Consider the following 25,118-nt stretch of genomic DNA (forward strand, 5'->3'; position numbering starts at 1 on the left):
GGCGCGAGTGAGAACGAAAATTCTTAAGTATACCGAAAGTGTCTCAAAATTCGGGACACTTTCGGTATGGTTTTTACTTTCCCTGATTATCAATGCAGCACGAGAAGCAGGCTCTTCAGGTAGTCGCTCTCTTCGTGGTAAAGATTAACCGGATGGTCAGGTGCCTGAATATGCCGACCGACAATACGGACATCACGTCCGGCATCCAGCGCCGCCTGCAGCACTGTCTGCTCGAACAGCGGGGCGTTGACATAGTACGAACAGCTGGCAGTGAGCAAGAGCGACCCGTCCGGCATTTTGCGCATCGCTTCCCTGTTAATCTCACGATAGCCCCGGAGAGCTCCTTTGACCTCGCCGCGGCTCTTGGCAAACGCGGGTGGATCTAAGATGACAAGATCGTAGTCAAGCGGATCCAACTTGAGAAAATCAAAAGCGTCGGCTTTAAGAAAACGCGACCCCTCCGCCTTCAATCCATTCAGGTTCACATTGCGCTCAGCTGTCGCGACAGCCATTTTCGAGGCGTCGACAGAGTCGGCAAGACAGGCTCCCCCTGCAAGGGCAGACACCGTAAACCCGCCTGTATAGGAAAAACAGTTCAACACGCGGCGGTTTTTGCTGAGCGAGCGCACCTTAAGCCGCATCTCCCGGTGGTCGAGGAAAAATCCTGTCTTCTGCCCCTCCCTGATATTGACGATGTAAGAGAGGCCGTTTTCGAGAATTTCACACTCCTTGGGGAGCTCTCCGAAAAGAGCCTCTTCCTTGGGTGTCAAGCCCTCTTTTTTCCTGGCCGGCGCTGTCGATTTCTCAAAAACGCAGGTGATGGGAAATATCTCTTTTAACTGTTCAATGAGGCTGTCTTTCAACTTTTCCATGCCAAGCGTTCCCACCTGGACAACCAAAATCGAGCCGTAGAGATCGGCTACAAAGCCGGGAAGTCCGTCGCCTTCCCCGTTGATGACACGGAAAGCATTCGTCTGCTTGGTATCGAAGAGTGTCTTGCGTAAATCCGCCGCTTCTCGCACCTTTTTCATGATAGCTTCGAGCGGATCGGCATCTTTAAAAGAGACCATCCTGCCCGTGATATCGGAGCGGGTGTTGAAGTAGGCGTGACCTAAGAGGGCGCCGTGGCTGTCCAAGACTTTGGCGATGCCTCCCTCCTCGTCGAGATCTATCGATTCAATAGCACCGGAAAAAATCCATTGATGGCGCATTAAGATCGGCCTTTCACGGCCCGGTTTTAAAACAACTGTCATTTCAACTTAAGGGGGTGTATACCGAAAGCGCCTCAAAAAAATTGGTTCTTGGCAAAGAGAATGCTCTCATGCCAATTTTTGAGATACTTTCGGTATTATTTTTCAAGAAATCATAACCGCCCAGAGGATAAAGATCCATCCCAAGATCAAGATGGAGCCTCCAACGGGAGTTACGTAGCGCAAGGCGGTTCCCCTAATCCTTGTGACGATAAAAAGGCTCCCTGAAAAAAGAAAAATCCCAAGTGATATCAAGCTTAAGCCGGCAAGGCCGATCCATCCCTGCAGGGCGGGTTCGGACGCCCCAAAAAAAATAGCGACGGAATGCACCATCAGATAACGCAAACCTGTCTGCAGCGCTTCGTAGTCTTTGGGATCTGTAGTGCTGTGGCGATGAGCGAACGATGCCCCCAGAATCACCGAAGCCAAGGCGAAAAGGACACCTTCGATCTGAAAAAATTTATTCATCATCATTCTCTTTTCTGTTACGATTTCTTCATGCTGCACGATCCTCTAGAAAATTCAAAGACTGTTTTTCACGGCCTCCGTTTTGATGTCCGCGCTCTCGATGTCGAGACTGCCAGCGGCAAAACATTCAAAAAGCAGTATATCGCCCATCCCGGCGCGGTGGTGATTCTTCCTCTATTTGATAACGGCGATGTCCTTCTGATCCGCAACCAGCGCTTTGCCGTCGGTCAAAGACTTCTGGAACTTCCGGCGGGAACTAAAGAGAAGGGCGAGGAGGCGGCTACGACGGCTGCAAGAGAGTTGGAAGAAGAGACGGGCTACACCGCAAAAAAGCTCACGCTGCTAACCTCCTTTTTCACAAGTCCCGGCATCACAAACGAAAATATGGATGCCTATCTGGCGCAAGGTCTAATCAAAACAGCGCAAAAGCTGGATGAGTCGGAGGAGATCGAAGTGGAGATCCATCCCCTTCAAAAAGCACTCGAGATGGTAAGAACCGGAGAGATCAAAGACGGAAAGAGCATCAATGCTCTTCTTTTCTATCAGGCCTTCTACTTGCGCCTGTAAGTTCCCATCAGCTCCGCCTTCTCAAGAATATGCCCTTCCATAGCCTCTTCTACCTCCTCTCTATTGCTTCCCTCTCTAAGAGGCAGCATCGTATCAAGGGCGTAGAGGCGAAAGAAATACCGATGAGGTGAACCGCGCGGTGGACAAGGCCCCCGCCAGCCTACGGTTCCAAATCCGTTCTCCCCTTCGTGAGGAAGGGACACTCCTTCGGCCAAATCATTAGTCTTCGGATGCAGATTCCATACGATCCAGTGATCGAACGTCCCGACAGGAGCATCCGGATCGTCAACAAACATAGCCAGGCTTTTACACCCCTTCGGCACATCGCTGATCTGCAGGGGTGGCGACACATCCTCCCCATCGCAAGTGTAGCGCTCAGGAATCGGCTGGCCGCCATTAAAGGCAGAGCTTTCCAGTCTCACTCTTATCCCCCCTGCTTTCCCGAACCCGAATTATCGATCCGCTCCACGCGTCTCCCCCTTTTCAGGCGTTCGTCCTGCAAATTTTCAAGCAGCGTCTGAAAGCCAAAAAGCTTCTCCCAAAAAAGGGTTCCCTGTAACACGCGCATCTTCTCCTCCCGCCTTTTAATCTTGGAAGGGCTCTCGAAAAAGGAGAGGGCGCTTGCGATTTTTTCTCTCATCTCTTCATCGATCACTCGGGATGCCTTTCCCTTAATCGCCTTGCTGTCTTGCAGGGCATTTCGAAGCTCCATCAGATTATTAAGCAGGCTATCGAATTTTTTTTCCGTTTCCTCATCGCTTTTGAAAATTCCCTTATGGGAACGGATCTCTTCGTGGCGTTTTGAAAAATTATTCACCTCTTTCAGGGCTGCCATCATGCCGGATTCAAGCGGATTTTTAGGGATGCTTGTCATGGGGTATTGTCCCTTTGGGGTTAATTATACCGAAAGTGTCTCAAAATTTGGGATTTTGAGACAATTTCGGTATAGAGCCTAGCTTGATAATCTGTCAACCCGGCCTTCCTCCTCGACTTTTATCGCCAGTCCTTGCATGATTATGGGAAAAATGGAACTCATCATGCTTAAAAAGGATACATCCTGGGAAAATTCAAGCGATTGGTACAAGAAAGCGGTCGGTGAAAAAGGCCACTACTACCACAGTCATATCATCCTTCCCAAGGGGATTCCGCTGCTGGATTTTTCCCGATTTGAAAACCCGAAGCTACTGGATATCGGCTGCGGTCAGGGCATCCTGTCGCGCGCCATCCCCCACTCTGTGGGCTACTGCGGCCTCGATCTTTCCAAAAGCCTGATCAGCGAAGCGAGAAAACTGGCAAAAGACAGAGAGCACCAATTTATTCACCACGACGCCACCAAACCTTACCCCATCCCGCGGGAAAGTTTCACACATGCCGCATCTGTTTTGGCTATCCAGAACATGGAAGATCAAGCATCGGTGCTAAAGCACGCCTCCCTCTCTCTAGTCAAAGGCGGTCTTCTGCTCTTAGTGCTCAATCACCCCTGTTTTCGTGTGCCCAGAAAAAGCTCCTGGGGCTATGACGAAAAGGCTAAAATCCAGTACCGCCGGATCGATGCCTATATGGGCGATTTGAAAATCCCGGTCGAGACACATCCGAGCAAAAAAGAGAAATCCCCGGTGACCTTCACCTTCCATCACTCCCTCTCTTACTTCTCGTCCATTTTATTGAAAAATGGATTTATCATCGAAAAAATCGAGGAGTGGTGCTCGGACAAAAAAAGCGAAGGCGGACGGGCTAAAGCAGAAGATAAGGCACGGGATGAAATCCCTCTTTTCCTCGCTTTACTCGCCAAAAAGGAAAGGGAGTAAAGAATTTCTTTATCTTTCTTTTACTATTGAACTTATACCGAAAGTGTCTCAAAATTTGGGATTTTGAGACAATTTCGGTATACTTTGAGAAAGCCTCGGGATTGAATGATCACAAGCCACCTTATATTTCTAATATTAGGTGGCTTGTGATCATTCAATCGCGAGAGCTTTCTCTTTGCCAAAAAACAAATTTTGAGACAATTTCGGTATAAAGCTTAATCTATCTACATTTCACCGCATTTGGGCACAGGCTGGACTGCACAGCGATGATACCGAAAGTGTCTCATAATTTGGCAAACAAATCATACGGTTTCGGCTGGTAGACAGTCTCTAGTAGCACGTACTAAAACTCAACCCTGTACGCTTCGCTTCTGAATTTGCCTATACACCGAAATTTTCCCAAATTCCGAGACAGTGTCGGTATGTCACCAGTAAAAACCAGGATATGAAGAGGACTTCATGAATGCCATCCACCCTATCGCCAAAATGACAGAGATAGATAGTCTTTCCGAGGAACAACTGCGCCGCATCTCTTCAAGACCACTCGCGACAACGCACGGAGAGTTTGCCGAATTTGGCTCGTTCAGAGGAAGGGGTGTAATTCTGCTCCAGTTCTGCCACACCCTCATCCGGGAACCCTATCGGTTTTTAAAAAATCTATTTATTATCGCCGAACGCATTATCCTTCTCATCCGCAGGTCGATCGAATGTCTGTTTAAAGAACATCCTTTTGAATCTGCCAAAAAAGCCGGGCGCAATCTGCTTTCGGGCATTGGGGCTCTCCCCCTTCGCCTCCTCACGTATGCTCTGGATATCATCAAACTTTTTGTCGGTCTGTTAATTCCGGCGGCTGCCATCCGCTTCGATTCGGCGCCCAAATAATTTTAACCGAAGGTTCCTAGCAATTTGTTTTTAACAAAGAGAAAGACCGCATGCCAAATTTCGAGATACTTTCGCTATAATTAGAATATCTCGCTTTTATTTTAGAGAGAACCCGAGAGACTGAGAAAACTAAATTGACCACATAACTCTTTTTTGGTAAAATGTTGCATCTTAATTAAAACTATAAACTAGCAACATGATTGAGAAAACAAAATACTGGGATGCGGATCTGGAGAAGAGTCCTGGATTCGAGCATGACATCCAAGACAGCTTCAGCCAATTCTACAGGGTGTTTTCAAAGCCCCTCGTCACTGATGATCTGGTCAAAGATGCCTCCTTTACAAGCTGGAGAGGGCGCTTTGTTTGCTTATATCACCTGACTTTTTCCATTATCTCTGAAGTTTTTCAGACCGTAAAAAACATCATTGCGTTAGTATACCTCTCAGCATTGACGGCGCTTGACGCGCTCAATTTTGCTTTTTCTGTAGAAGCACGAGAAGAATTTTTTATTAAAGTCAGCGCTCTTATCGGCATCGGGCTGGGCCTTGGAATCAGGCCGCTCGCATTCGCGTTAGACAGCCTGCGCCTCCTTGGCGGCTTTGCGATCAATCCCTCACTCGCGATCGGAGCCAAGCCCGCATTGGGATAAAGAGGTATTTACCTCCATAACATATTAATTTAATAAGATGTAGGAACAGTATGATTCAAGAAAACTCTTTGTGGTTAGCTAAAGAGGAACAGAGTGACAGGTTCGACTTCGACATCTGGGATAGCTTAAGCCAGGGAACAAGAATTATCTCAAGGCCGCTCCGAACAGATGATGAAGCATTGCGCTCTTTTACCAGTTTCAGGGGAAGAGGCGTTTCGATCGTCCATTTGGGAATCTCGGTTATGCGCGAACCCTTCCGCCTCGTCAAACATATCATCGTCCTGATTGCGCAGGTCTTCAAAACGACGCTCGACATCTTGAATTTTGCCTTCTCCGAGCGTGTCCGGGCAAACTTCATCTCCCGGATCAAAGACACCTTCGGCTCCGCCTTCGGGCTTGCCTTGAGGCCTTTCGCGTTTGCGCTGGAGATTGTACGCTATCTTGGATCGATACTTGTCCACCCATGGATAGGCATTCGCTTCGAGCCGACAGAAATTTAACCATTAATATCTAAAAGGAGAACACAAAATGACTATTAATGCCCCCGTATTAAAAAATTTTGAAGCAGTCAGAAGCATCAGCGAAAATTTCGAGCAGTTGATCCAGAAACCCATGGTAACTACTAAACCAGACTGGAACAATTTCTTCTCCTTCTCCGGAAGAGCTGTCACTTTAGTGCGCGTTGCCGAATACGCAATCACTCTCCCTTTCAGAATCGTAGAAATCGCTCTGAACATCATCTACAGCGTTGTCAACATCTTCAAGTCCCTTGCAACGCTTCCTTTCAATCTTGAGGCGAACTGGAACAACCTGAAAAACAGCATCTATGGCTCTGTGACCTCCATCACGCACGCTGCCATCTTGCCTCTTTCCGTTTCTCTGGATATCGTTAAACTGGCTCTTGGCGTTGTCGTCCACCCGACTATCGCAATCCAAGGTCCAGCAACCATCTAACAAGACTTAATCACAGGCATCTGTGAGACATTAAGCTTGAAAAACGGGTTCCGCGAGGAGCCCGTTTTTTTTCTTGCACTTTACACCCGCTCCCCTATCATGCTCGAAAAACCATCAACGGGTTTCAGCATGCCAAAAAAAGCAATTCTTCTTTCAGGCTCCGCTTTAACGCTTAACGACCTCATTCCTCTCGCTGAAGGGGCGCCTTTCTCCCTTTGCGAACAGGCTTTGGAGAAAGTCAATTCCGCCCGAGTTCTCGTTGAAAAAATCGCTAAAAAGGGAAAGCCCTGCTACGGCGTCAATACCGGCTTTGGCCTGCTTGCCAAAGAAGCAATACCTCCCTCCCAACAAAAGAAATTGCAACTGAACATCATCCGCAGCCATGCCGCCGGATTTGGCGAGCCATTAAGCAGGCAAGAGTGTCGCCTTGCAGCGATCCTGCGTCTAAACGTGCTGCTCAAAGGCCGCACCGGCTCAACCCCTTCTCTTTGTCAAGCGTTTGCCACCCTGATTCAGAGGGATGTGATTCCATGCATTCCATCGAGAGGCTCCGTCGGAGCCAGCGGAGACTTGGCGCCCCTCTCGCACCTAGCCCTTCCGCTGATTGGGGAAGGCGAGGCCTATTACAGGGGAAAGATTGTTCCGGCCGGGGAAGCCCTTAAAAAAGCAGGGCTGAAGCCTGTCGTCTTACAGGAAAAAGAGGGACTGGGTTTGATCAACGGCACGCAGGTGATGATCGCGGTCGGGGGAATGGCCGCAATTCTTGCTAAGTCCCTTGCCCATGTCGCAAGCAAAATTGCCGCGCTGACTTTTGAGGGTTTCGAAGGCAACGTCGAAGCGCTGCATCCTTTTATCCACAAGGAAAGAAATCAGCCGGGTCAAATCAGCGCCGCCCAAGCGATCCTTGAGGAGTTGCGCGGCTCGTATCTAATGGACAAATCCATCAAACATCGCTTTGTCCAAGACCCCTACTCCCTCCGCTGCGCTCCCCAGGTACATGGCGCCTCCCTCGATTTTCTGTCGTTTGCTCTCAAGGTCGTTGAAAGAGAGCTCTCGGCAGCAACGGACAACCCCCTTGTCTTTGCCGAAGAGGAAAGAGTGCTGAGCGGAGGGAATTTCCACGGTGAACCCCTTGCCCTCGCTTTCGATACGGCAGCCCTTGCCATCGCGGAAATCGCCAATATCTCCGAGAGGCGGCTGGACCTGCTCTTGAACCCTCAGATGAGCGGCCTTAACGCCTTTTTGGCCAAAAACCCCGGACTTGAGTCTGGCTATATGGCGGCTCAATATCTTGCAGCCAGTTTAGTTGCTGAAAACAAAGTACTTGCACACCCAGCGTCTGTCGACTCCATCCCCGGAAATGCCGGCATCGAAGACCACGTCTCAATGGGAATGACAGCAGCTCTGAAACTGAAAAATATCGTCAAAAATGTCAAAGCGGTTCTGGCAGTGGAACTAATCGCGGCAGCACAAGCGGCAGATCTCCGCGGCATTTCGAAAAAGCTCGGCAAAGGAACGTCGGCAACGTACAAGCGGCTCAGGCAAAAGGTCCCCCCGCTAAATGAAGACCGTATCGTTTCTCTTGATATTAACGAATCCAACTGCATCATCGAAGAGATGACCAAGGAGTTTGTATGAAAGAAAAACACTGCCCGCTCCATGAAAAAAAATGCGTTCCCTGCCAGGGCGGCGTCCCACCGCTGGAGGGACATAGAGTCCACGAGCTGATCAAAGAGCTTTCCCCCGGATGGAAAGCGGACACAGAACAGCATCTCCACAAGGAGTGGCATTTCCGCGACTTTAAAGAAGCCTGGCGTTTTGTCGACCGCATCAGTGAAATTGCCGAAGGGGAAGGCCACCATCCCGATATCTATTTATCTTGGGGAAAAGTAGCCGTCACACTGTGGACACATAAAATCAACGGTCTCACCGAAAGCGACTTCATCTTAGCTGCCAAATACGACAAAGCCTTCGATAACTCCTCCAAAGGTAGTTAGTGCTCTGCTTGATAAGTTTTATCCCATTGGAGCGGCATCGAAGCTTCGATGTTGAAATATAACGCACGTGTTTCAAAAATTTGACATGGGAGCCTTTTCTTTGCCAAAAACTAAATTTTGAAACACTTTCGGTATAGCATCCAACTTTGAGCTCAATAAGGATCACAATGTCAAATCACATCCAAGCCTTCTTGCGTGAGTACGCCAGCCACCCCCGATACCGTGCTCCCACCGGCAGCAAACTCAATGCCCTGAGCTGGCAGACCGAAGCGCCCCTGCGCATGCTCCTGAATAATCTCGATGCCGATGTCGCTGAAGATCCAGACAAACTGATTGTCTATGGCGGCTTAGGACAGGCAGCCCGAAGCGAGGAGGCCTTGAGAGTCATCATCACGAACCTTCTGACGCTACGGGAAGACGAAAGCCTCCTCATCCAGTCGGGAAAAGCAGTAGCAAGACTTAAGACGCATCCGGAAGCTCCCAGGGTTTTGATTGCCAATAGCAACTTAGTTCCCAAATGGGCGAATTGGGACCATTTCTTCCATCTGAAAGAAAAAGGGCTCATGATGTATGGACAGATGACTGCGGGAAGCTGGATATACATTGGGACTCAAGGAATACTGCAAGGAACCTATGAAACTTTCGCCTCTTTGGCAAGAAAGCATTTCGGCGGGAGCCTTGCCGGTAAGATCGTCGTGACCGCAGGTCTTGGCGGCATGGGCGGCGCGCAGCCGCTGGCAGTCACCATGAACCAAGGGGTTATCCTCGCGGCGGATGTAGACCCCCAAAGGATTGAAAAGAGGATCAATACCAGATACCTCGACATCCATGCCGGCAGCTATGAGGAGGCCAAAGCACTTGCTTTCAAAGCAAAGGAGGAGAGACGCCCCCTCTCCATTGGAATCACGATGGATATCGGCGAGCTGCTGGAGAAAATCACCAATGATCATTGGATTCCCGATGCCGCGACCGACCAGACGTCGGCGCACGACCCTCTGAATGGATATATTCCGCGCGGTTTGACTCTGGAGGCTGCATCGCGCCTTCGCAAAGAAAACCCGGCCCTCTACCGGGAACGTTCTATACAAAGCATGGCCGCGCATGTCGGCTTCCTCCTTGAGCTAAAGAGACGAGGGACTCACGTTTTCGACTATGGCAACAACTTGCGCGCGTTTGCTGAGGAAGGAGGCGAAAAGAAGGCCTTTTCCATACCAGGCTTTGTTCCTGAATACATTCGCCCCCTCTTTTGCGAAGGCAAAGGCCCCTTCCGCTGGGCGGCCCTCTCCGGGGATCCGGAAGATATCCGCATCTGCGAAGAGGCCATTTTACAGGCATTTGAAGGCAATCAACACATCAGCGCCTGGATTCGAGGAGCAAGAGAAAAGGTCGCCTTTCAGGGCTTGCCAGCCCGCATCCTATGGCTTGGGCTCGGCGAAAGAGTGAAAGCGGGTCTTTTATTCAACGATTTAGTCAGGCAAGGCAAGTTGAAAGCACCCGTCGTGATAGGCCGCGACCATCTTGATGCCGGCTCTGTTGCCTCTCCTAACCGGGAAACGGAAGGAATGCTCGACGGATCAGATGCCGTATCGGATTGGCCCCTACTTAATTTGATGGCAAATACAGCAGGAGGCGCTACCTGGGTCTCTTTTCACCACGGCGGAGGTGTAGGCATGGGCTACTCCCAGCACGCAGGCATGGTCGTCTTGGCCGACGGTACAGAAAGACAAGAAAATTGCCTCAGAAGAGTGCTGCATGCCGATCCGGCGCTTGGCGTCATCCGCCATGCGGATGCCGGATATCAAGAGGCACAAAAAATCGCTCAATCTTCCGGGCTCAACCTAAGCTGATCATATCATCATGACAAACAAGCAAAATTCTCCCGTTCTCTTTGGACCGTTTGAAGAGCTTCTCACCATGGATGGGCTCCCCGCATCCGGCCCTATCAAAGACAGCAACCTTCCCATCATCAAAGAGGGCGGTCTACTCGTCAGCAATGGAAAGGTGGTCAAAGCAGGGCTCTACAGCGACTTGGCACTCCATGCGGCATCCTCCTACTCTTTCAAGAGCAAAACGGTCGCCTTGCCCGCCTATATCGATGCCCACACCCACATGTGCTTTGCCGGCAGCAGGTCTCAGGATTTTATGATGCGTCTGCAGGGGAAAACCTATTCTGAAATCGCCAGGGAAGGCGGAGGCATCCTGAGGAGTGTTAAAGCCACGCGTCAGGCTTCCAAAGAGGAACTGATGAAACTTCTGCTGGAGCGGCTTCAGCAAAAGCTGAGAGATGGCATCGGCACAGCGGAGATCAAGAGCGGGTACGGACTGGACGAGGCAACGGAGCTGAAAATGCTCTCTGTCATCAACGAGGCAAAATCGCTGCAACCCATAAAGCTGATACCCACACTTCTCGCCGCCCATACGCTGCCGCCCGAATTCGACTTAAGAGGAGCCTATCTTGAATGGATCGTGGATGAGCTCTTCCCGAAGGTCAAGGACGGCAACCTCACCGAAAGGGTGGACATCTTTTGCGATGACTGCGCCTTTACCGTTAAAGAAGCGTCCTATTTTCTTTTTGAGGCAAAAGCTCAAGGGTTTACCCTCACCTGTCACGCCGACCAATTCTCAAGGGGGGGAGCCCTCGTTGCTGCCAATCTGCGAGCCCTTTCCGCCGATCATTTGGAAGCAAGCGAAGAAGAAGACTTGCTGGCTCTAAAGAGAAGCGGCACTTACCCCATCGTTCTTCCCGGAGCCTCACTTGGCCTCGGCATGCCCTTTGCGAGAGCAAGGAAAATGCTGGATCTGGATCTCCCTCTGGTTATAGCCTCGGACTGGAACCCGGGTTCCGCTCCTTCTGGCGACCTTGTAACGCAGGCGTCGATCTTGGCTGTCTTTGAAAAACTGACCGTGGCCGAAACTTTAGCCGCCATCACCTACAGGGCAGCTTCAGCACTCAAGGTCGCCAAGAGAGGCATCCTGAAGCCTACATGGGCGGCCGATTTTGTTGTCTATCAGGCAAATGACCACCGCGACATCATCTACCGGCAAGGCGCCCTCAAGCCCTCCGCTACCGTCATCGGCGGCGTCCCCTACCTCTTCTCCGATCCATAAAGACGAAGGCGCGAAAAGCCGATGGATCCACAGGTCACCTTAAAAAGCCCCATCATTTTCATCGACGACTACAAGATCCCCGCCCTTAAGGAAATTGTGCGCACCACGCAAGTTCTCAAAGGCCCGGTTCACATCCTGATTCAAACCAACGAATATAAAGAAAAGATCGAAGAAGCACTCACGATCGGCGAATTGGCAGTACAGCGCTTTTCACACCTGCCCGATGAGGCAAAATTCATCCTGTTTGAGATGAAAGTCATCATCGAAGAAAAATCGCGGGACCAGGAGTTCATGAGCCGAATCACTGAGAACCCCCTTTCCAGAAAGCTGCATGACAGAATGGTTGAAATATTTGTGGGACGCCTCTATGGCAAGAGTTTGCCCGGAAAAGTATTCGACGAACCCCTGACAATCAAAACGCTCTCTTCCGACGACAAAATGCGGGAGGCCGCCCTAAAAGCTGCCACCTATGAAGAAGAGGCTCTTTTTGAAAAGATCGACCAGGAGTTCGACCTGATTAAATCCACACTTTCCCAAGATCCCATTACAGCAAGAGCGATCGAAAGAAAACGAAAAATCGTGGCGGTCATTTCGGGGTTCTTCACCCGGTTTATCAAAGAATACTACCCCTATTTTTTCCCTAAAGGAGACAACGATCAGGGTGTCGATCTCTCCAAGTACCTTCTCAAGAATTTCGAAAGCCTGTTTCCGGAAGTGATCCCCCACCTTTTCTTTTCGTGGCCGGCAGCCTTCGGAAAAGACGAGATGGCAATCGTTATAGGCCTGTTTAAGGAAGCGGTCCTTTTTCTGCACGACTACAACGATGCCCTCTCCCATTACCAGGGCTTAAGTGCTGAATTTGAAAAAGCTATGCCTCAAGAAAAAGAGCTCCTCCTCCTCAACTGGCTGAAAGAAAATCGACTGAAAGAAGAGATGTTTCAGAAACTGGAGTCGTCCAAAACAGGATTGATGCATCTGATCGGCACTTTATTGGAAGACACCCTATTTTTGTCCCTGCCAAAGGAGACTAAGCAATCTTCCAATCCAGCCATCCTGCGCCTAATCATTTCCATGACGGCCGGCCACCTTCTTCCTGTTTTGAACCGTTTTCTCTCCGAGGATGTATTCACTTTCGCGATCAAGCGCTTTTTAACCGGCGACAGCCTGCAGATTGATCCTGAACTCGAGGGTGTAAACGAAAAAGCGTTCGGCAAAGGCAATGATGAGTTCGATAAACGGCTAGCCGTCGAAATTGAAAACTTTTCAAACGAAATCATGAGGCTGGGACACGCCTCCAAAGGCTTAAGCGCCGTCCAGAAAATCGCCATGTCGTTCAAAGAGCGGATCGCCGCCATGATTCAATTGAAGATCCGTGTTATTTACAGCAGCGATGCGATGATTCTTCCCATCCTTGTTTTAAACCATCTCTTGTTCGACAAAGAGAAGCCCATTTGCCTGCACTACTTCAGGCAGGAGATAAAGGAGCAAAAGATTGAAGAGGAGAAACTGCGTGAGGAGCTTGGCCTTCTAATTCGGGCTAAAATCAAGGAGATGACGGAAGGGCCTGCCTTTTCGATTGCCATGGCCCTTACCTCGATTGAGAGTTTCACCGATGAATTGGGGAGAGCTGTGGTGGACTTAGTCCACAGACCCCTTCTCGTCCGCCTTCTGATTGTCTATTTACTAAGGGGACTCAACCAAGGCCTGCGTCTTAGAGCTGAAACCGTATGATTTGAGTTTTAAGACAGGCTCTTATACCGAAAGTATCTCAAAAATTGGCATGAGAGCTTTCTCTTTGCCAAAAACCAATTTTTGAGACACTTTCGGTAGATAAAGGAAAAAAAGTTATGAAACACACGTTCTTTCAAAAAAAGGACTGGACCGGACGCGACGACGGAGCGCCTCTTCGGGTCCATCAGTTCACGGAAACGCAAAATCCTGAAACACCGCTTAACCCATCGGGAGCCTATGCTCTTTTGGGGTTTGCCGTCGATGAAGGCGTTAGGCGCAATCAGGGTAGAATAGGAGCGGCAAAAGGGCCTCCCGCCTTCAGAAAAGCTCTTGCCAATCTCCCGGTTTTAAAAGAGGGGTTTTCATTACTCGATTGCGGGGATATCTCCTGTCCGGAACAAGACCTGGAGGCGGCGCAGACCTATTTTCAAAAGCAATGCGAACAGCTTTTCAAAGACGACTGCTTTCCCTTCGCTGTCGGCGGCGGCCACGAAATTGCCCTGCCCCACTATAGAGCTCTTGCCAACACCCACAAAGAGAGCGCCATCGGCATCATCAATTTCGATGCCCATCTCGATATCCGTGCGCCTCTCGACGGCAAGCTCGCAACGTCAGGCAGCTCTTTTTATCAGATCTACCACGAGCGCACCAAAAATAAACTGCCGTTTCACTACCTCTGCCTTGGAGCGCAACGCTTCGGCAATACCGTCGATTTGTGGAGGAGACTCAAAGAGTTTGGCGGCGAGGCTGTATTGGCAGAAGAGATCACCTGGAACTTTCCGGAAGCCCAGCAACGACTGACAGCGTTCATGAGTGAGTGTGATCTCATTTACCTCACGATCTGCCTTGATGTCTTTTCGCCTGCATACGCCCCGGGAGTGAGCGCTCCTTCCCCTCTCGGAATTGCCCCATTGGAGGCTGTGCGCCTGCTCAGGAGCATCGCGCGGAGCGGAAAAGTCAAGACGTTCAATATCGCCGAGCTAAACCCTCAATACGATGTCGATGACAAGACGGCCAAGCTGGCGGCGTTAATCACGATGGAACTGCTAACTTCATTGCACCCTTGACAAAGCAACCTTTGAGCACGAGGTTGTCATCGAAAAGAGCGATGTCGGCAATGGCCCCCTCTTCAAGAGAGCCCCTTCTGGGGAATTCGCCGATGATTCGGGCTGGCTTTTCTGTGGCTGCCAGCAAGGCCTCTTCGCGAGAGCAACCGCTGGCTCCCCACAGCCTTTGAACAGCCCCCGAGAGCCCCAAGGCTCCACTGGCGAGTCTTCCATCGGGCCGTGCCGGCACTCCCCCTTTCCTCAGCACCGGCTCCCCGCCGAGAGTCGCCTCGTCACTATCCGTACCCAAAAGCGCACAGGCATCCGAAACTAAAAAAAGACCCTCGGGATTTAAACTCCAGGCCAAGGAGAGCGCTTCTTCAGAGAGATGTTTGCCATCGGCAATCAAAGAGTAGTAGAAGTGTCTTTTAAGGAGACAGAGCCCTATCAGCCCCCCTTCGCGGTGATGGAAGGAAGGCATGGCGTTGAAGAGGTGGGTGATGCCCACCGCCCCCCTCTTTCTGGCCTCGAGCGCTAAATGAGCTGCCGATTCGGTGTGGCCCAAGAAGACACGGACATTAGCCTTTGTAAATAGTTCCACAAGCTCAATCCCATGACCGACTTCGGGAGCCAATGTCGCCATCTTAATGGAAGACAAGCTTCCAAAATATCCTTCAAGCCCTCTTTCCCTGTCAAAGGAGGTGATCACGTTTTCTTCGGCGTGAGCTCCCCTTTTCCCGGGATTGAAAAAGGGGCCCTCCAGATGAATTCCAAGCGGCTCTGCACCGAGAAATCTCCTGTTCTTGAGCACTTCATCGTAATCGGAAAGCAAAGAGGGGTACTTCGCGATTGGCAAGGTAATCACGGTCGGCATGAACGCGGTAACCCCTTCAAGCGGCAGGTAATCAGAGGCTTTCAATAACCCGGCCGGATCCACCGAAAAATCCACCCCCCTCACACCATTGAGCTGCAGGTCGATCAGCCCTGGAGAGAGGAAAAGCCCGCGGGCATCGATCTCCTCTTCTACCCTTACTGCCTTGGGAATAATGACTCCTCTGCCTTGATCGACATAGAGATCTTCTTTCCTAAACTTCTTATCCTTCAGCAGATATCCATTTTTTATCCGTAAAATGCCCGGCACAGTGAACCCCTGCTTTGCAATTTTCCATTTTCCGATTATAAATGGGGAGTCAATGGTGTCAAAGGAGAACGTGTTTTAGATGAGCGGCATCGCCGGGATCGCCTACCCTGATATTTTTCAGACTGAGAAATTGATTGTTCCGATGCTCGAAATCATGGGCAGGGAAAAGGCTTGTCATAGCCTCACCTTCTCCAACATCCAGCTCGGAAGTTTAGGCAACCCTCCTTGCACAAACTCCAAAAGAACGATCTACCTGACGCTTGACGGCATCCTCTATAACCCCAAGCACCTGTTCAAAGAACTGGCGCATCACGGTTTTACCTCCCCTTACTCTTTGGGATCCGCCCTACTTGAGGCCTATGAACTTTGGGGTATCGACTTTTTAAAGAAAATCGACGGAGATTTCGCGCTCTCCATCCTCGACCTGGAAAAAAAGAAGCTGATTCTGGCAAGGGACCGCATCGGGAAAAAGTCGCTCTACTGGTATTATGGCAACCGCCATTTTATTTTTGCCTCCAGAATAAAGAGCCTTCTCGCCACGGGATTGATCCCTCTGACACCTGCCCTTGACTCGATAGCTTCCTATCTGCAATTCGGCTATTTCCCGCAGGATTTAACACCCATCCAGGAAATCACCAAACTTCTGCCCAGCCACTACCTCGTCTACCACTTTAACAACTCCCTCTCGATAGATTCTTACTGGTCCTACAGCTCATTTTTTGAAAAAACAACACCTAAACACCCGAACCTGATTGTTCAGGATATCAAGAGTGAACTTGAGAGGGCTGTGGCCAAAAGAATACCCGATGACAAAAGCCCTCTCACCTGCTATCTGGCGGGGGGATTTGGTTCGGCTCTCACCACTGTCGCCGTATCAGAGGAGGCAAAAGAGCGCCTTATTTCGTGCAGCGTAGGCTTTAGCGGAGAAAATGAAGAGGACATTCAAGCGGCAAAGCTGGCTGCTGACGAACTTGGAATCGAACACAAAGTGGAGATGATCTCGAAAGATGAGATTCTAAACGGGTTCGCTGAGCTGATCTGGGAACTTGACGAGCCTATCGCCGATCCCAATGCGATCGCGACAAAGCGCCTCGCTCTCCTTGTTTCGAAATACTCCTCCATTCTCTTTACAGGGATGGGAAGCGACGAACTTTTTGCGGGACACACGCGGTATTCTTTAGAAAAATCCAAACCAAGCGCCCTCAAACGCTTCATTCATGCACCTATTCCTTATGTATCTAGAGCTTTGGCCCCAACGCTCGCCAACATCTCACGCCCGCTGGCCCTTTGGCTTGTCAAAGAGTCGCGCAGCGATCCCTGGCAGTATGAATACCTGAAACAAAACGCCCTCTTCGGAGAAGAGGCACTCAAAAAAGCCGCTCCCCGTATCGCCGGACTATTCGACGTGGAGGTCTTTTTACATAAATTCCATCATTTAGGCCGCATCAAATCGATGGTCTCCTCCTTTCTGTACTTCGACGTCAAGACACGGCTTGCCGACTGCTATATCCTGCAGTACGAGCACCTGCTCACAGAAAGGGGCGTCCGCTTCGAAACGCCGTTCCTGGATCAGTCTTTAGTCGAGTTTGCAGCGTCGATACCCGAACCGGAAGAGTTCAAAGAGTCCGATGCCGCCTTTTTCTTAAAGCAGCTTCTGAAAGGGACACTGCCTCCGGCTTATTATAACCGCCCCAAAAAAGTGCGCAGATCCTTCTTGGCCGGGTGCACAAACACCTCTGCCATGGGCGGGGCGTTCCTTTTACTCGAAAATGGCGCTCTTATCGAAAATGGCATCATAGACAAGGAGTGGCTCGCCGAAACACTGAGCACGCCTCTGTCGCGAGAGCAAAATTTCCCAAAACTCTACGCTCTATTAGTGCTGGAGGTGTGGTTTCAGCTATTTATCAACAATCCCCTGGACAGGGAAAATTCCAAGCATGAGCTGCGAGAGCTTATCGGAGAGACGAAATGAAGCTGAACGTAATCGAAACCTCCGCACCAAAGGAAAAGGCCGGCAGAGAGAGGGAGAACCCCAGGGATAAGGCACGGGCAATCCACGAGAGACGATGGATGCAAAAGGAGGAGTGCACAGACGTCGCCATGGAAAAGGAGCGCATCCGCAGAAGTGGAGAACTTATGCTGCTTTCCATCAATCCGTCAGGAAAAAAAGCGTGTGACCTCGGTGCCGGCGCCGGCCTGTTTTCTCTTTGGCTTGAAGAGAGGGGCGCAATAGTTGACGCGGTCGATATTGCCATGAATGCCCTGCAGAAGATTAAACCGCTTCATCAAAACATTCGGCTTGTTCAAGATTTTGTGCCGGCTACCCTCCTCGATGACAGCTCCTATGAGATTGTCGCAGCGCTCGACCTAATCGCCGAGATGCCGGAGAAGGACTACCGCCTGTTCTTCATGGAAGTCGCCCGCCTCCTGAAAAAAGAGGGTGTAGCCCTCATTTCAACCCCAATTGACTTCCGCTCTGAAAATGCTCTGGATCTCTTTTTCAGCCTGGCTAAGACAGAGCTCGAACTGACGGGATGTGCATTAAGCTATCACTATTTTTCCATCAAGCTTGCCGATTTTTTAAAAGCTCCCGCCCGCTTTCACAGGGCAAGCCACGATCCTGTCTTGTTAGCCCGTATGCTGGAAGAGAGAAGCGGCCTGCGCAAAGCCTGGTTTCGCCTCTGCAGCAAAAGAGTTTCCGGCGCTCTATTCGGCTATATCGCCCCCCTCACCTCGTGGCTTCAAACAAAGACAGGCAATAGCCTCACCATTCTTCAACTGCTAGAGAGGATATCGAAATCTTTGAAAGGCGACTCTGCCATCACCCACGTCATCGTGAGCGGTATCAGAAAATCATTAGTACCTGATTTACAAGGGAAAGCACCACTTCCTGAGCGCAAGACTAAAAAGCAGATTTGGGAGTGATTTAAAAAGAAAAGAGCCGGAGATGTTCTCATAACACCGGGCTCTGACCTTAAGGCTGCTACATTCCTGTCCTGACCTAGTTCGGACCGCCCGGTTTTATGAGGTCCCCGACTCATGGGTAGTATTGTACCTTTTTTTTTAGTTACCTTCAATCTTTTTACTGGCTAACATGGCAACTTTTATGCCGAAAATGTCTCAAAATTTATCAAAATGGGATCACAGTATGAAGCGCCAGTTTGTCGCCAGTGCCTACGTCGTCGAGAATCAAAAGGTTCTCCTTTTAATGCATAAAAAGCTGAAAAAATGGCTGCCGCCCGGAGGCCACCTTGATGAAAACGAGCTGCCTCATGAGGGAGCGCAACGAGAGACTCTTGAAGAAACAGGAATTGAGATCGAAATTATCTCCGATGATCTTTCGATCAGGGAAAGGAACGCACGGATAGTGCCGAAACCACGGCATATTCTGCTCGAGGAGATCCCCGCCCACCACGAGGAGCCGCAGCATCAGCATATTGATTTCATCTTCCTTGCCAGACCCATTGGCGGCACGCTAACCGTCAACCGTCAAGAATCGGACGCTCTCCGCTGGTTCTCAGAAGATGAACTAGATCAAATTCCTGAAAATGAGATTTTTAATGAAACAAAAACGATCGCCAAAAATCTGATCGCCACTTTACTTGCCACTTAAGAGACTCTCCGGTCGTATGGCCGGGCTGTCAAATTTTGATAAGCTTTAGGTATATACCGAAAATGTCTCAAAAATTGGTTTTTGGCAAAGAGAAAGCTCTCGCGATTGAAAGATTACAAGTCACCTCATATTTCTAATATTAGGTGACTTGTAATCTTTCAATCCCGAGGCTTTCTCTCAAAGCCAAAATCCCAATTTTTGAGACACTTTCGGTATAAGTGTTTGTTTCAGACAGGCCGGCAACATCTTCTCTTCTAAAGCTTTTTTAAGGCACTTGCATTTTCTTGTAGCTTAAGCTATCGTCCGGTTATTGACCGATCTTGTATGAAACTGAAGGAAAACCATATGAAGAACTATAAGCTCGCCGCCTTATCACTTATTTCCTCAACGTTGTTTTTGACATCATGCAGCTCCTCATCCTGCTACAATCCGTGCAACTGGAAACCGTTCTGGAAAAAGTCATGCCACCCTGTCTGCTACGAAGAAACCACCTGCTACGAAGAGCCGGCTTGCAATCCGGAACCGGTTTGCTGCCCAGCGCCCTCTTGCAACAGCTCTCCCTATCCGGACACAAGCATCGAAGATGTGCCCACACCGAGATATCTGAGACAAGAGCCTATCAACTCGAAAGACGTGCCCTACTATGAGGACACATACCCCGATCATCAGGCCCCCAGCCCTGCATCCTCTCAAACACCGGCGTCCGAAGGCCAACCTGCCTCGGGAAAAGTCACACCCACAGCGCCTTCTCAGCAGGCTCCTGTGAAAGAAAATCTTGACAAGGTCAAGCAAGAGCACCAAAAGGTACTCAGCCGTTACAAAAAGACTCAGCAAGACGATGATCCCATCTCTGCTGAAGATACTGAATATTTTGACCGGATAGTACAAAGAGTGATGTCGAAAGACAAACAAAGCAACTAAATGAAAAAGGCCCGCTGAAAAGCGGGCCTTTTTTTTGGCTTATTTTTTTGCCATCTCAATTGTGTGAGTGATTTTTGCCAGCGTGTCCTTCAACAGAGGCTTTAGATCCTCAAGTGGTTTTTGTGACAGCTCGGCATCAGAGGCATCGGACAGTCTTTGCGAAAGGTGATGGATAAGCTGCACCAGTGTCGGAAGATCCGTTACAAAGCGCGACTCAGTGCCGTCGACGGCGCGCATATAGTGATTAAACACAATTCTGTCTTCGTAGCTGATCTGATCGGATGTGACGAAGTTAAGGAAATCGCCGCGGTCATGCACATCTTTGGCAAGACGCACTTGCGGGGAGAATTCCTCGACCAAATTGCGTAAGTGCTCTTTCGCCTGAAGGTCGACAGGAAGAGTTCCCGAGAGGAAAGCTTCCATCATCGCTTTCAACATCTTTTCATCGCCCTGGACGAATCGGGCCAGGTTGGAGTGGAACTCGCGGATGGTTGTTCTCTGAACCGGCAATCCGAAGAGCCTTTTCAGATAGTTTCTAAAATGGGCCGTCTGCTCTCTAGAGAGGGCCGCCTGGGGTCCTTTGCTTGCTTCGCTCATGATTTATCCTTTTGTAGTCGATCCTTGGATCGTATTTGACAGGTTTATCCACGATAGACCTTCCTTCCTATCCGATCAAGATGAAAAAGAGGGGAACTTTTAAGCCCGCAAAAGGGTAAAGTGATCCCACAGAGTGGGTGGTTTATCCGGAGAAAATCCCGCCGTTAGCAGCTGATTGATAAATTCCTCTCTAGTGTTCACTGCTTTGGCTTCCCCACTCACCAACAAGACGACATTACCTCTGTCTTCAGGATGACTTTCTAGATATTCTAGCCCTTTTTTACTCTCGTCAATCCCTGTGATCATGTCTTTTACAAAGAACGCCAAGTTGCCAATCAGCGGCAATGCCTCTCCAACTCCACGAAAAACATTTGATACAGCCAGCCTCGCCTGTGTGAAATGGTATGCCGAGGATGCGCTAAATAGGGCGCAGGCAAGGTGTGCGATCATGTGGACAATACCGAGCAAGGCCCGGGCAATGCCGGTGATAGTGCTGATGACAGGGCACCAGCCCAGACGGTTCCATGTCGTTGGTTGGGTATCTACAGTTACACCTAAACCGACCGGATTGACAACAGTAATAAATTCGGGATAGGCATCCGATCCAGGTAGTGTAGTAAAAATTGCAAAAGACATAAAAACATCAAAAAAATTAAAACATTAAAAAATTAAACCATTAAATATTTACAATAGCACTCGTTAATGTCAATGAAGTTATCTCAGCAATTTTTTTCATCGGGTTTGAGATTGTCCTGACCGCATTTCGACGCAAATTTTCGGCAAGAGGTTGCCTGCGAAGTTAAAAAAAACATGTTGAGATTGGTCCAATTTATCCGTTATCTTGGGCATTTAAAAAATATATGTTTTCAAATCTATCCTCATAAAATTTCCGGTAATTAAAGGATCTTGGATGAAGCACGAAGCACTATTTATCGGAGCCACAGGCCAGCATGTAGGGAAAACGACTATCTCGCTGGGGCTGAACGCTGCCCTCCGCAAGCGCTTCAACAGCGTCGGATTCATAAAGCCTGTCGGGCAACAACACGTGCCTGTGGAAGGGGTTTCGGTAGACAAAGATGTCTATCTTTTCCGGGAGCTTTTCCACATGAGCTCCGATTGGAAAGATATGAGCCCTGTTATCATCCCTCAAGGGTTCACCAAGGACTACCTCGATGGTAAGATTTCCAACAAAAAGCTGATGGAATCGATCATCAAAAGCTTCAACACCATCTCCGGAGAACATGAATTCACCTTGGTTGAAGGGACCGGTCATATCGGCGTTGGGTCGATTATCGAACTGTCGAACGCCCGGGTTGCAAAAGAGCTCAACCTCGACATCGTCATCATCGCCTCGGGAGGGCTTGGCTCTTCGTTCGATGAACTCAGCTTGAATATCGCTCTTTGCAAAGAGGCAGGCCTCCGCATCCATGGCGTCATTCTCAACAAGGTCATCCAAGAGAAGATGGAGAAGATCAGAAACTACTTTGAGAAAGCTTTAAAGCGCCACAATATCCCCTTGATAGGCTGCATTCCTTTCGAGCCGCTTCTGACAAAGCCAACGATTCAAGATTTTGAATCCCTCTTCAAGACAACTCTCCTCTCCGGTCAAGAACACCGGATGCGCCACTTCGCCAGCGTGCGATTGATGGCAGGCTCCGCCGACACCTACCGCGAAGAGATGATTGAAAACGAGCTGATCATCACTCCGGCAAGCAGGGAAGACATCATCACCATCACTCTGATGCGCCACAAGGCGGAACTGAAAGAGCATAAAACAGATTTCCAGGGCGGAATGATACTGACGGGTAGACACGCACCCTCCAAACACATCATTGAAGAAATAAAAAAATGCTCGATCCCCATTCTCTACGCCCCTCTTTGCAGCTACGATGCGATGCAACTGATCACTTCCTATACCGCCAAACTTCTCTTGGAAGATAAGGAAAAAATCGAAAAGGTGATCGGCCTTGTGGAGAAGCATGTCGATATCGAGCGCCTGGTCAGACGCAGCTTGTCGCCGGTGTAGACGAAGGCAAGCTATTTCAGTGCTGGTACATCTCCCCAAAGAGACTCTAGCGCAAGGCTCCAATACAAGGCGTCATGGCACTCTCCTTGCACAGGATGGAGCATGTGCAAAAGGATCCTTTCAAATCCCTCTTCAAACGAGAGGGATCGGAGAGCATAAGCTTCATCCAGCCAAGACTTTCTCTCAGTCAGCTCATGGGAGATTTCTCCCAAAAGCAAGCTACCTGAAGGCATAGCCTCACCGACTTGCTCGCCCAGTTTCTTGAACATGGCAAGCTTCTGCTGAAAAATTCCGAGGGGTATCGTAGGGTTTAAAAGACTACAGAACACAACTGCCGCTGAATAGAGATCTGACTGTACGTCGTAGGAGTTATTCTCGTTAATCACTCTAGCTATTCCCCAGTCGATCAAGATGAGCCTCCGCTGCTCGCCCTCTCTTTTTTCTAGCAGCAGATTGCCGGGGTGGATATCCAGATGCACCACTCCACTTTGATGCACCCCCTTAAGCACCCCTAATAAGTCCTTGGCAAAAAGCGCTATCTCCCTAGCGGAGAGATGTATTTTTCTGCCCGCCTCCGCGAGGGTCCCCCCTTCGTACAAAGTCGTGATCATTTTATGCCGGCCGCCCATTGGATCGCTAATCAGGCGCAATACTCCGTCGACGGACTGGACGCGTCTCAAGATCGCAACCTCTTCATTCATCGCTATTCCTTCTCTTGGAACAGTCATTGCCACCATCTCAGGAAATTTGACACCATAAAGGATGGAGAGAGTGACAATTTTACAACACCCCTGCCCCACGAGATAGTCTAAATGAATAAAATAGTAGCCTGTAGCAGGATCATACTCGAGACCTCCCATCAGTCCAGTCACTTCCTTAGGACAATAATAATTGCCTGAAGAGACGGAAAGACAAAACTCCTCTTCAATAAACCGCACTGCCTGCATAACCTGATGCTTTCGCAGGGAGTACTTGGCAGACACCTTCATGATGTTGCTTACAGCAGTCTCTGTACGCACCTGGAGGCTTTGTCTGGAAGGCAGATCGACCGACTGAGCCGCTCTTGTCTTGCCATTCTCGAGCAAAACATTGACCTGACTCGGAACCAATGAGAGCCCTTCCCTGGGCTGTAATATGCCTTCCAGCTCACGCCGTGTGAGGTGAAGGAGAAGGCCTTCCTTCTTCCTGGATAGCTGCCTGGCGCTTTGTTTTGTCCTAAGCGACTCTTCGCTAAGATTCCAGTTATTCAGCCCGTTTCTGATAAAATAGTCGCTAACGAAAAAGGGGATCCTTTGCCACTCTTCCGCCTCGCATAAAACGATTCCTAAGAGAGCACCGAGCAGCAATAATAGGTTTAATCCCTTACCAGTTGAACGCATTCTTCCATTCAGCCAAAGAGCTGTCGCCAGTGGGATCGACAAACCTTGAAGCGGCTTGTCTTTCAATCAAAGGAGTTGTTTGATAGCGCAGGTGCGGCTTTTCAGACTCAATGATCTCCATCACAAGACGTGCGATTTCCATTGGCTGCTGGACGATGGGAGAAACAGGATCTAAAAGCCCAGCCCCTTCAAACATGGGGTAAAAAGGATCGTTGTCCCTTGCAAGACGCGACCCGTAGGGCGAGAGGAAGTCCAAGTCGGTATTGACCGGGCCCGGCTCTACAAGAGAGACATGAATATTCCAAGGTGCCAGCGTTGCCGCCATCGTCTCTGAAAGACCCTCTAAGGCAAATTTTGAAGCAGCGTAGACACTCAGTGACGGGAGCGGGCGGAAACCGCTACGCGAGCTGATCTGGATGATTTTCCCACTTTTCTGCCCTCGCATGATCGGGAGAACTGCCTGCGCCATGCGGATAGGACCCAAGAAATTAACATCGAAGACCTTTTCCACCTCTTCGACGGTAACGTTCTCCAATGAACCGTAGACCATAATCCCGGCATTGTTAACCAATACGTCGAGCCGACCTTCTTTCATAAAAACGTGTTCTATAGCCTTTGCGACGCTATTTTCATCCTGTACGTCAAGTTCGATGGGGAAATAGTTCGACGAATGCTTTTGCAGGGCTGCTTCTGCCAAATGGGTGGGCGAAGCTTTGCGCACGCCCGCATAAACCCTATAACCCTCTTCAGCTAGATATTCGGCGATGGCATGCCCGATTCCTCTAGAGGCGCCGGTAACTAAAACAACCTCTTTTGCAGCGAGATCGAACGACAGGACGGAAATTAAGAGACTTAGCAGAATTTTGGGCATAAACAGCTCCTCAGAACATGTCTTAAGATGTCTTACATAGACCGAAAGCGGCTCAAAATTCAAAATTTTGAGCCGCTTTCGATATAAAACGTTCGTGGTTATGTTCTAAG

General features: G+C 49.7%; 26 protein-coding genes and 1 other RNA gene. 17 read left to right on the forward strand and 10 right to left on the reverse strand.

The window, feature by feature from the left end:
* Positions 1–89: 89 nt before the first annotated feature.
* A complete protein-coding gene (locus tag ELAC_RS06725) occupies positions 90–1,253 on the reverse strand; it encodes a class I SAM-dependent rRNA methyltransferase (RefSeq protein WP_098038522.1) in 1,164 nt (387 codons plus the stop codon).
* 102 nt (positions 1,254–1,355) lie between these two features.
* Complete coding sequence (locus tag ELAC_RS06730) at positions 1,356–1,718, reverse strand: DUF423 domain-containing protein (protein ID WP_158227828.1); 363 nt, start codon at positions 1,716–1,718, stop codon at positions 1,356–1,358.
* Between the two features lie 30 nt (positions 1,719–1,748).
* On the opposite strand from ELAC_RS06730, the gene ELAC_RS06735 reads away from it, so the two are divergent.
* Positions 1,749–2,285 (forward strand): NUDIX hydrolase, encoded by a 537-nt coding sequence (locus tag ELAC_RS06735; RefSeq protein WP_158227829.1) that lies wholly within the window; start codon positions 1,749–1,751, stop codon positions 2,283–2,285.
* Here the strand turns inward: ELAC_RS06735 and ELAC_RS06740 are convergent.
* Positions 2,270–2,707, reverse strand: a complete 438-nt coding sequence (locus ELAC_RS06740; protein WP_098038524.1) for a YbhB/YbcL family Raf kinase inhibitor-like protein — start codon at positions 2,705–2,707, stop codon at positions 2,270–2,272. The two genes, ELAC_RS06735 and ELAC_RS06740, sit on opposite strands and share 16 nt — an antisense overlap.
* 2 nt (positions 2,708–2,709) lie before the next feature.
* On the reverse strand, positions 2,710–3,159 hold the full coding sequence (locus tag ELAC_RS06745; protein ID WP_098038525.1) for a hypothetical protein: 450 nt from the start codon (positions 3,157–3,159) through the stop codon (positions 2,710–2,712).
* 163 nt (positions 3,160–3,322) lie between these two features.
* On the opposite strand from ELAC_RS06745, the gene ELAC_RS06750 reads away from it, so the two are divergent.
* From ELAC_RS06750 to hutG, 11 genes are all read left to right on the forward strand, one after another.
* A complete protein-coding gene (locus ELAC_RS06750; protein ID WP_204250543.1) occupies positions 3,323–4,093 on the forward strand; it encodes a class I SAM-dependent methyltransferase in 771 nt (256 codons plus the stop codon).
* 459 nt (positions 4,094–4,552) lie between these two features.
* Positions 4,553–4,975: a hypothetical protein gene (locus ELAC_RS06755; protein WP_098038527.1), complete on the forward strand. Its 423-nt coding sequence runs from the start codon at positions 4,553–4,555 to the stop codon at positions 4,973–4,975.
* Positions 4,976–5,171: 196 nt separating this feature from the next.
* The gene (locus tag ELAC_RS06760; RefSeq protein WP_098038528.1) at positions 5,172–5,624 is read left to right on the forward strand and encodes a hypothetical protein; all 453 of its coding nucleotides are present in this window, start codon (positions 5,172–5,174) and stop codon (positions 5,622–5,624) included.
* A gap of 50 nt (positions 5,625–5,674) precedes the next feature.
* Positions 5,675–6,124, forward strand: coding sequence for a hypothetical protein (locus ELAC_RS06765; protein WP_098038529.1), 450 nt, complete (start codon positions 5,675–5,677; stop codon positions 6,122–6,124).
* A 28-nt stretch (positions 6,125–6,152) separates the two neighbouring features.
* A complete protein-coding gene (locus tag ELAC_RS06770; RefSeq protein ID WP_098038530.1) occupies positions 6,153–6,578 on the forward strand; it encodes a hypothetical protein in 426 nt (141 codons plus the stop codon).
* A 129-nt stretch (positions 6,579–6,707) separates the two neighbouring features.
* Positions 6,708–8,216 carry a histidine ammonia-lyase gene (gene hutH, locus ELAC_RS06775; RefSeq protein WP_098038559.1) on the forward strand — a complete coding sequence of 503 codons (1,509 nt, stop codon included), beginning with the start codon at positions 6,708–6,710 and terminating at the stop codon, positions 8,214–8,216.
* Complete coding sequence (locus ELAC_RS06780) at positions 8,213–8,575, forward strand: 4a-hydroxytetrahydrobiopterin dehydratase (protein ID WP_098038531.1); 363 nt, start codon at positions 8,213–8,215, stop codon at positions 8,573–8,575. The genes hutH and ELAC_RS06780 overlap by 4 nt, the downstream gene beginning before the upstream one ends.
* Before the next feature lie 167 nt (positions 8,576–8,742).
* On the forward strand, positions 8,743–10,422 hold the full coding sequence (gene hutU / locus ELAC_RS06785) for a urocanate hydratase (protein ID WP_098038532.1): 1,680 nt from the start codon (positions 8,743–8,745) through the stop codon (positions 10,420–10,422).
* A gap of 10 nt (positions 10,423–10,432) precedes the next feature.
* Positions 10,433–11,683, forward strand: a complete 1,251-nt coding sequence (hutI, locus tag ELAC_RS06790) for an imidazolonepropionase (protein ID WP_098038533.1) — start codon at positions 10,433–10,435, stop codon at positions 11,681–11,683.
* A 21-nt stretch (positions 11,684–11,704) separates the two neighbouring features.
* Complete coding sequence (locus tag ELAC_RS06795) at positions 11,705–13,414, forward strand: hypothetical protein (protein ID WP_098038534.1); 1,710 nt, start codon at positions 11,705–11,707, stop codon at positions 13,412–13,414.
* Positions 13,415–13,530: 116 nt separating this feature from the next.
* On the forward strand, positions 13,531–14,481 hold the full coding sequence (hutG, locus tag ELAC_RS06800) for a formimidoylglutamase (protein ID WP_098038535.1): 951 nt from the start codon (positions 13,531–13,533) through the stop codon (positions 14,479–14,481).
* Here hutG and ELAC_RS06805 read toward each other — a convergent pair.
* Positions 14,447–15,601: an N-acetylglucosamine-6-phosphate deacetylase gene (locus ELAC_RS06805; protein WP_098038536.1), complete on the reverse strand. Its 1,155-nt coding sequence runs from the start codon at positions 15,599–15,601 to the stop codon at positions 14,447–14,449. The genes hutG and ELAC_RS06805 overlap by 35 nt on opposite strands.
* A gap of 79 nt (positions 15,602–15,680) precedes the next feature.
* Here ELAC_RS06805 and ELAC_RS06810 point away from each other — a divergent pair, with 79 nt between their 5' ends.
* Together ELAC_RS06810 and ELAC_RS06815 are read left to right on the forward strand one after the other, a co-directional pair.
* Entirely contained in the window at positions 15,681–17,573 is a 1,893-nt protein-coding gene (locus ELAC_RS06810; RefSeq protein ID WP_098038537.1) for an asparagine synthetase B family protein, read from the forward strand.
* Positions 17,570–18,526 (forward strand): class I SAM-dependent methyltransferase, encoded by a 957-nt coding sequence (locus ELAC_RS06815; protein WP_098038538.1) that lies wholly within the window; start codon positions 17,570–17,572, stop codon positions 18,524–18,526. The genes ELAC_RS06810 and ELAC_RS06815 overlap by 4 nt, the downstream gene beginning before the upstream one ends.
* Before the next feature lie 12 nt (positions 18,527–18,538).
* Here the strand turns inward: ELAC_RS06815 and ffs are convergent.
* Positions 18,539–18,638: signal recognition particle sRNA small type (gene ffs, locus ELAC_RS06820), an RNA gene on the reverse strand.
* A 111-nt stretch (positions 18,639–18,749) separates the two neighbouring features.
* Between ffs and ELAC_RS06825 the strand changes: the two genes are divergently transcribed.
* The gene (locus tag ELAC_RS06825) at positions 18,750–19,214 is read left to right on the forward strand and encodes an NUDIX domain-containing protein (protein ID WP_098038539.1); all 465 of its coding nucleotides are present in this window, start codon (positions 18,750–18,752) and stop codon (positions 19,212–19,214) included.
* Between the two features lie 345 nt (positions 19,215–19,559).
* Entirely contained in the window at positions 19,560–20,135 is a 576-nt protein-coding gene (locus tag ELAC_RS06830; RefSeq protein ID WP_098038540.1) for a hypothetical protein, read from the forward strand.
* 39 nt (positions 20,136–20,174) lie between these two features.
* On the opposite strand, the gene ELAC_RS06835 is transcribed toward ELAC_RS06830, so the two are convergent.
* Together ELAC_RS06835 and ELAC_RS06840 are read right to left on the reverse strand one after the other, a co-directional pair.
* A complete protein-coding gene (locus ELAC_RS06835; protein ID WP_098038541.1) occupies positions 20,175–20,732 on the reverse strand; it encodes a CT584 family type III secretion system tip protein in 558 nt (185 codons plus the stop codon).
* A 99-nt stretch (positions 20,733–20,831) separates the two neighbouring features.
* Positions 20,832–21,368 (reverse strand): hypothetical protein, encoded by a 537-nt coding sequence (locus ELAC_RS06840; RefSeq protein WP_098038542.1) that lies wholly within the window; start codon positions 21,366–21,368, stop codon positions 20,832–20,834.
* A gap of 274 nt (positions 21,369–21,642) precedes the next feature.
* Here ELAC_RS06840 and ELAC_RS06845 point away from each other — a divergent pair, with 274 nt between their 5' ends.
* Positions 21,643–22,758 carry a phosphotransacetylase family protein gene (locus ELAC_RS06845; RefSeq protein ID WP_098038543.1) on the forward strand — a complete coding sequence of 372 codons (1,116 nt, stop codon included), beginning with the start codon at positions 21,643–21,645 and terminating at the stop codon, positions 22,756–22,758.
* A gap of 11 nt (positions 22,759–22,769) precedes the next feature.
* Here the strand turns inward: ELAC_RS06845 and ELAC_RS06850 are convergent, their stop codons facing one another.
* Both ELAC_RS06850 and ELAC_RS06855 read right to left on the reverse strand, forming a co-directional pair.
* On the reverse strand, positions 22,770–24,137 hold the full coding sequence (locus ELAC_RS06850; protein WP_098038544.1) for a protein kinase domain-containing protein: 1,368 nt from the start codon (positions 24,135–24,137) through the stop codon (positions 22,770–22,772).
* Positions 24,121–25,008, reverse strand: a complete 888-nt coding sequence (locus ELAC_RS06855) for an SDR family oxidoreductase (protein ID WP_098038545.1) — start codon at positions 25,006–25,008, stop codon at positions 24,121–24,123. Before ELAC_RS06855 ends, ELAC_RS06850 begins: the two co-directional genes overlap by 17 nt.
* Positions 25,009–25,118 lie beyond the last annotated feature (110 nt).

The organism is Estrella lausannensis, from assembly GCF_900000175.1.
Classification (GTDB): domain Bacteria; phylum Chlamydiota; class Chlamydiia; order Chlamydiales; family Criblamydiaceae; genus Estrella; species Estrella lausannensis.

Excerpts from the sequence above, each read along its gene's own strand:
- ELAC_RS06725 (WP_098038522.1), bottom strand. The coding sequence starts at position 1,253 with ATGACAGTTGTTTTAAAACCGGGCCGTGAAAGGCCGATCTTAATGCGC.
- ELAC_RS06730 (WP_158227828.1), bottom strand. The coding sequence starts at position 1,718 with ATGAATAAATTTTTTCAGATCGAAGGTGTCCTTTTCGCCTTGGCTTCG.
- ELAC_RS06735 (WP_158227829.1), top strand. The coding sequence starts at position 1,749 with ATGCTGCACGATCCTCTAGAAAATTCAAAGACTGTTTTTCACGGCCTC.
- ELAC_RS06745 (WP_098038525.1), bottom strand. The coding sequence starts at position 3,159 with ATGACAAGCATCCCTAAAAATCCGCTTGAATCCGGCATGATGGCAGCC.
- ELAC_RS06750 (WP_204250543.1), top strand. The coding sequence starts at position 3,323 with ATGCTTAAAAAGGATACATCCTGGGAAAATTCAAGCGATTGGTACAAG.
- ELAC_RS06755 (WP_098038527.1), top strand. The coding sequence starts at position 4,553 with ATGAATGCCATCCACCCTATCGCCAAAATGACAGAGATAGATAGTCTT.
- ELAC_RS06760 (WP_098038528.1), top strand. The coding sequence starts at position 5,172 with ATGATTGAGAAAACAAAATACTGGGATGCGGATCTGGAGAAGAGTCCT.
- ELAC_RS06765 (WP_098038529.1), top strand. The coding sequence starts at position 5,675 with ATGATTCAAGAAAACTCTTTGTGGTTAGCTAAAGAGGAACAGAGTGAC.
- ELAC_RS06770 (WP_098038530.1), top strand. The coding sequence starts at position 6,153 with ATGACTATTAATGCCCCCGTATTAAAAAATTTTGAAGCAGTCAGAAGC.
- hutH (WP_098038559.1), top strand. The coding sequence starts at position 6,708 with ATGCCAAAAAAAGCAATTCTTCTTTCAGGCTCCGCTTTAACGCTTAAC.
- ELAC_RS06780 (WP_098038531.1), top strand. The coding sequence starts at position 8,213 with ATGAAAGAAAAACACTGCCCGCTCCATGAAAAAAAATGCGTTCCCTGC.
- hutU (WP_098038532.1), top strand. The coding sequence starts at position 8,743 with ATGTCAAATCACATCCAAGCCTTCTTGCGTGAGTACGCCAGCCACCCC.
- hutI (WP_098038533.1), top strand. The coding sequence starts at position 10,433 with ATGACAAACAAGCAAAATTCTCCCGTTCTCTTTGGACCGTTTGAAGAG.
- ELAC_RS06795 (WP_098038534.1), top strand. The coding sequence starts at position 11,705 with ATGGATCCACAGGTCACCTTAAAAAGCCCCATCATTTTCATCGACGAC.
- hutG (WP_098038535.1), top strand. The coding sequence starts at position 13,531 with ATGAAACACACGTTCTTTCAAAAAAAGGACTGGACCGGACGCGACGAC.
- ELAC_RS06810 (WP_098038537.1), top strand. The coding sequence starts at position 15,681 with ATGAGCGGCATCGCCGGGATCGCCTACCCTGATATTTTTCAGACTGAG.
- ELAC_RS06815 (WP_098038538.1), top strand. The coding sequence starts at position 17,570 with ATGAAGCTGAACGTAATCGAAACCTCCGCACCAAAGGAAAAGGCCGGC.
- ELAC_RS06825 (WP_098038539.1), top strand. The coding sequence starts at position 18,750 with ATGAAGCGCCAGTTTGTCGCCAGTGCCTACGTCGTCGAGAATCAAAAG.
- ELAC_RS06830 (WP_098038540.1), top strand. The coding sequence starts at position 19,560 with ATGAAGAACTATAAGCTCGCCGCCTTATCACTTATTTCCTCAACGTTG.
- ELAC_RS06835 (WP_098038541.1), bottom strand. The coding sequence starts at position 20,732 with ATGAGCGAAGCAAGCAAAGGACCCCAGGCGGCCCTCTCTAGAGAGCAG.
- ELAC_RS06840 (WP_098038542.1), bottom strand. The coding sequence starts at position 21,368 with ATGTCTTTTGCAATTTTTACTACACTACCTGGATCGGATGCCTATCCC.
- ELAC_RS06845 (WP_098038543.1), top strand. The coding sequence starts at position 21,643 with ATGAAGCACGAAGCACTATTTATCGGAGCCACAGGCCAGCATGTAGGG.
- ELAC_RS06850 (WP_098038544.1), bottom strand. The coding sequence starts at position 24,137 with ATGCGTTCAACTGGTAAGGGATTAAACCTATTATTGCTGCTCGGTGCT.
- ELAC_RS06855 (WP_098038545.1), bottom strand. The coding sequence starts at position 25,008 with ATGCCCAAAATTCTGCTAAGTCTCTTAATTTCCGTCCTGTCGTTCGAT.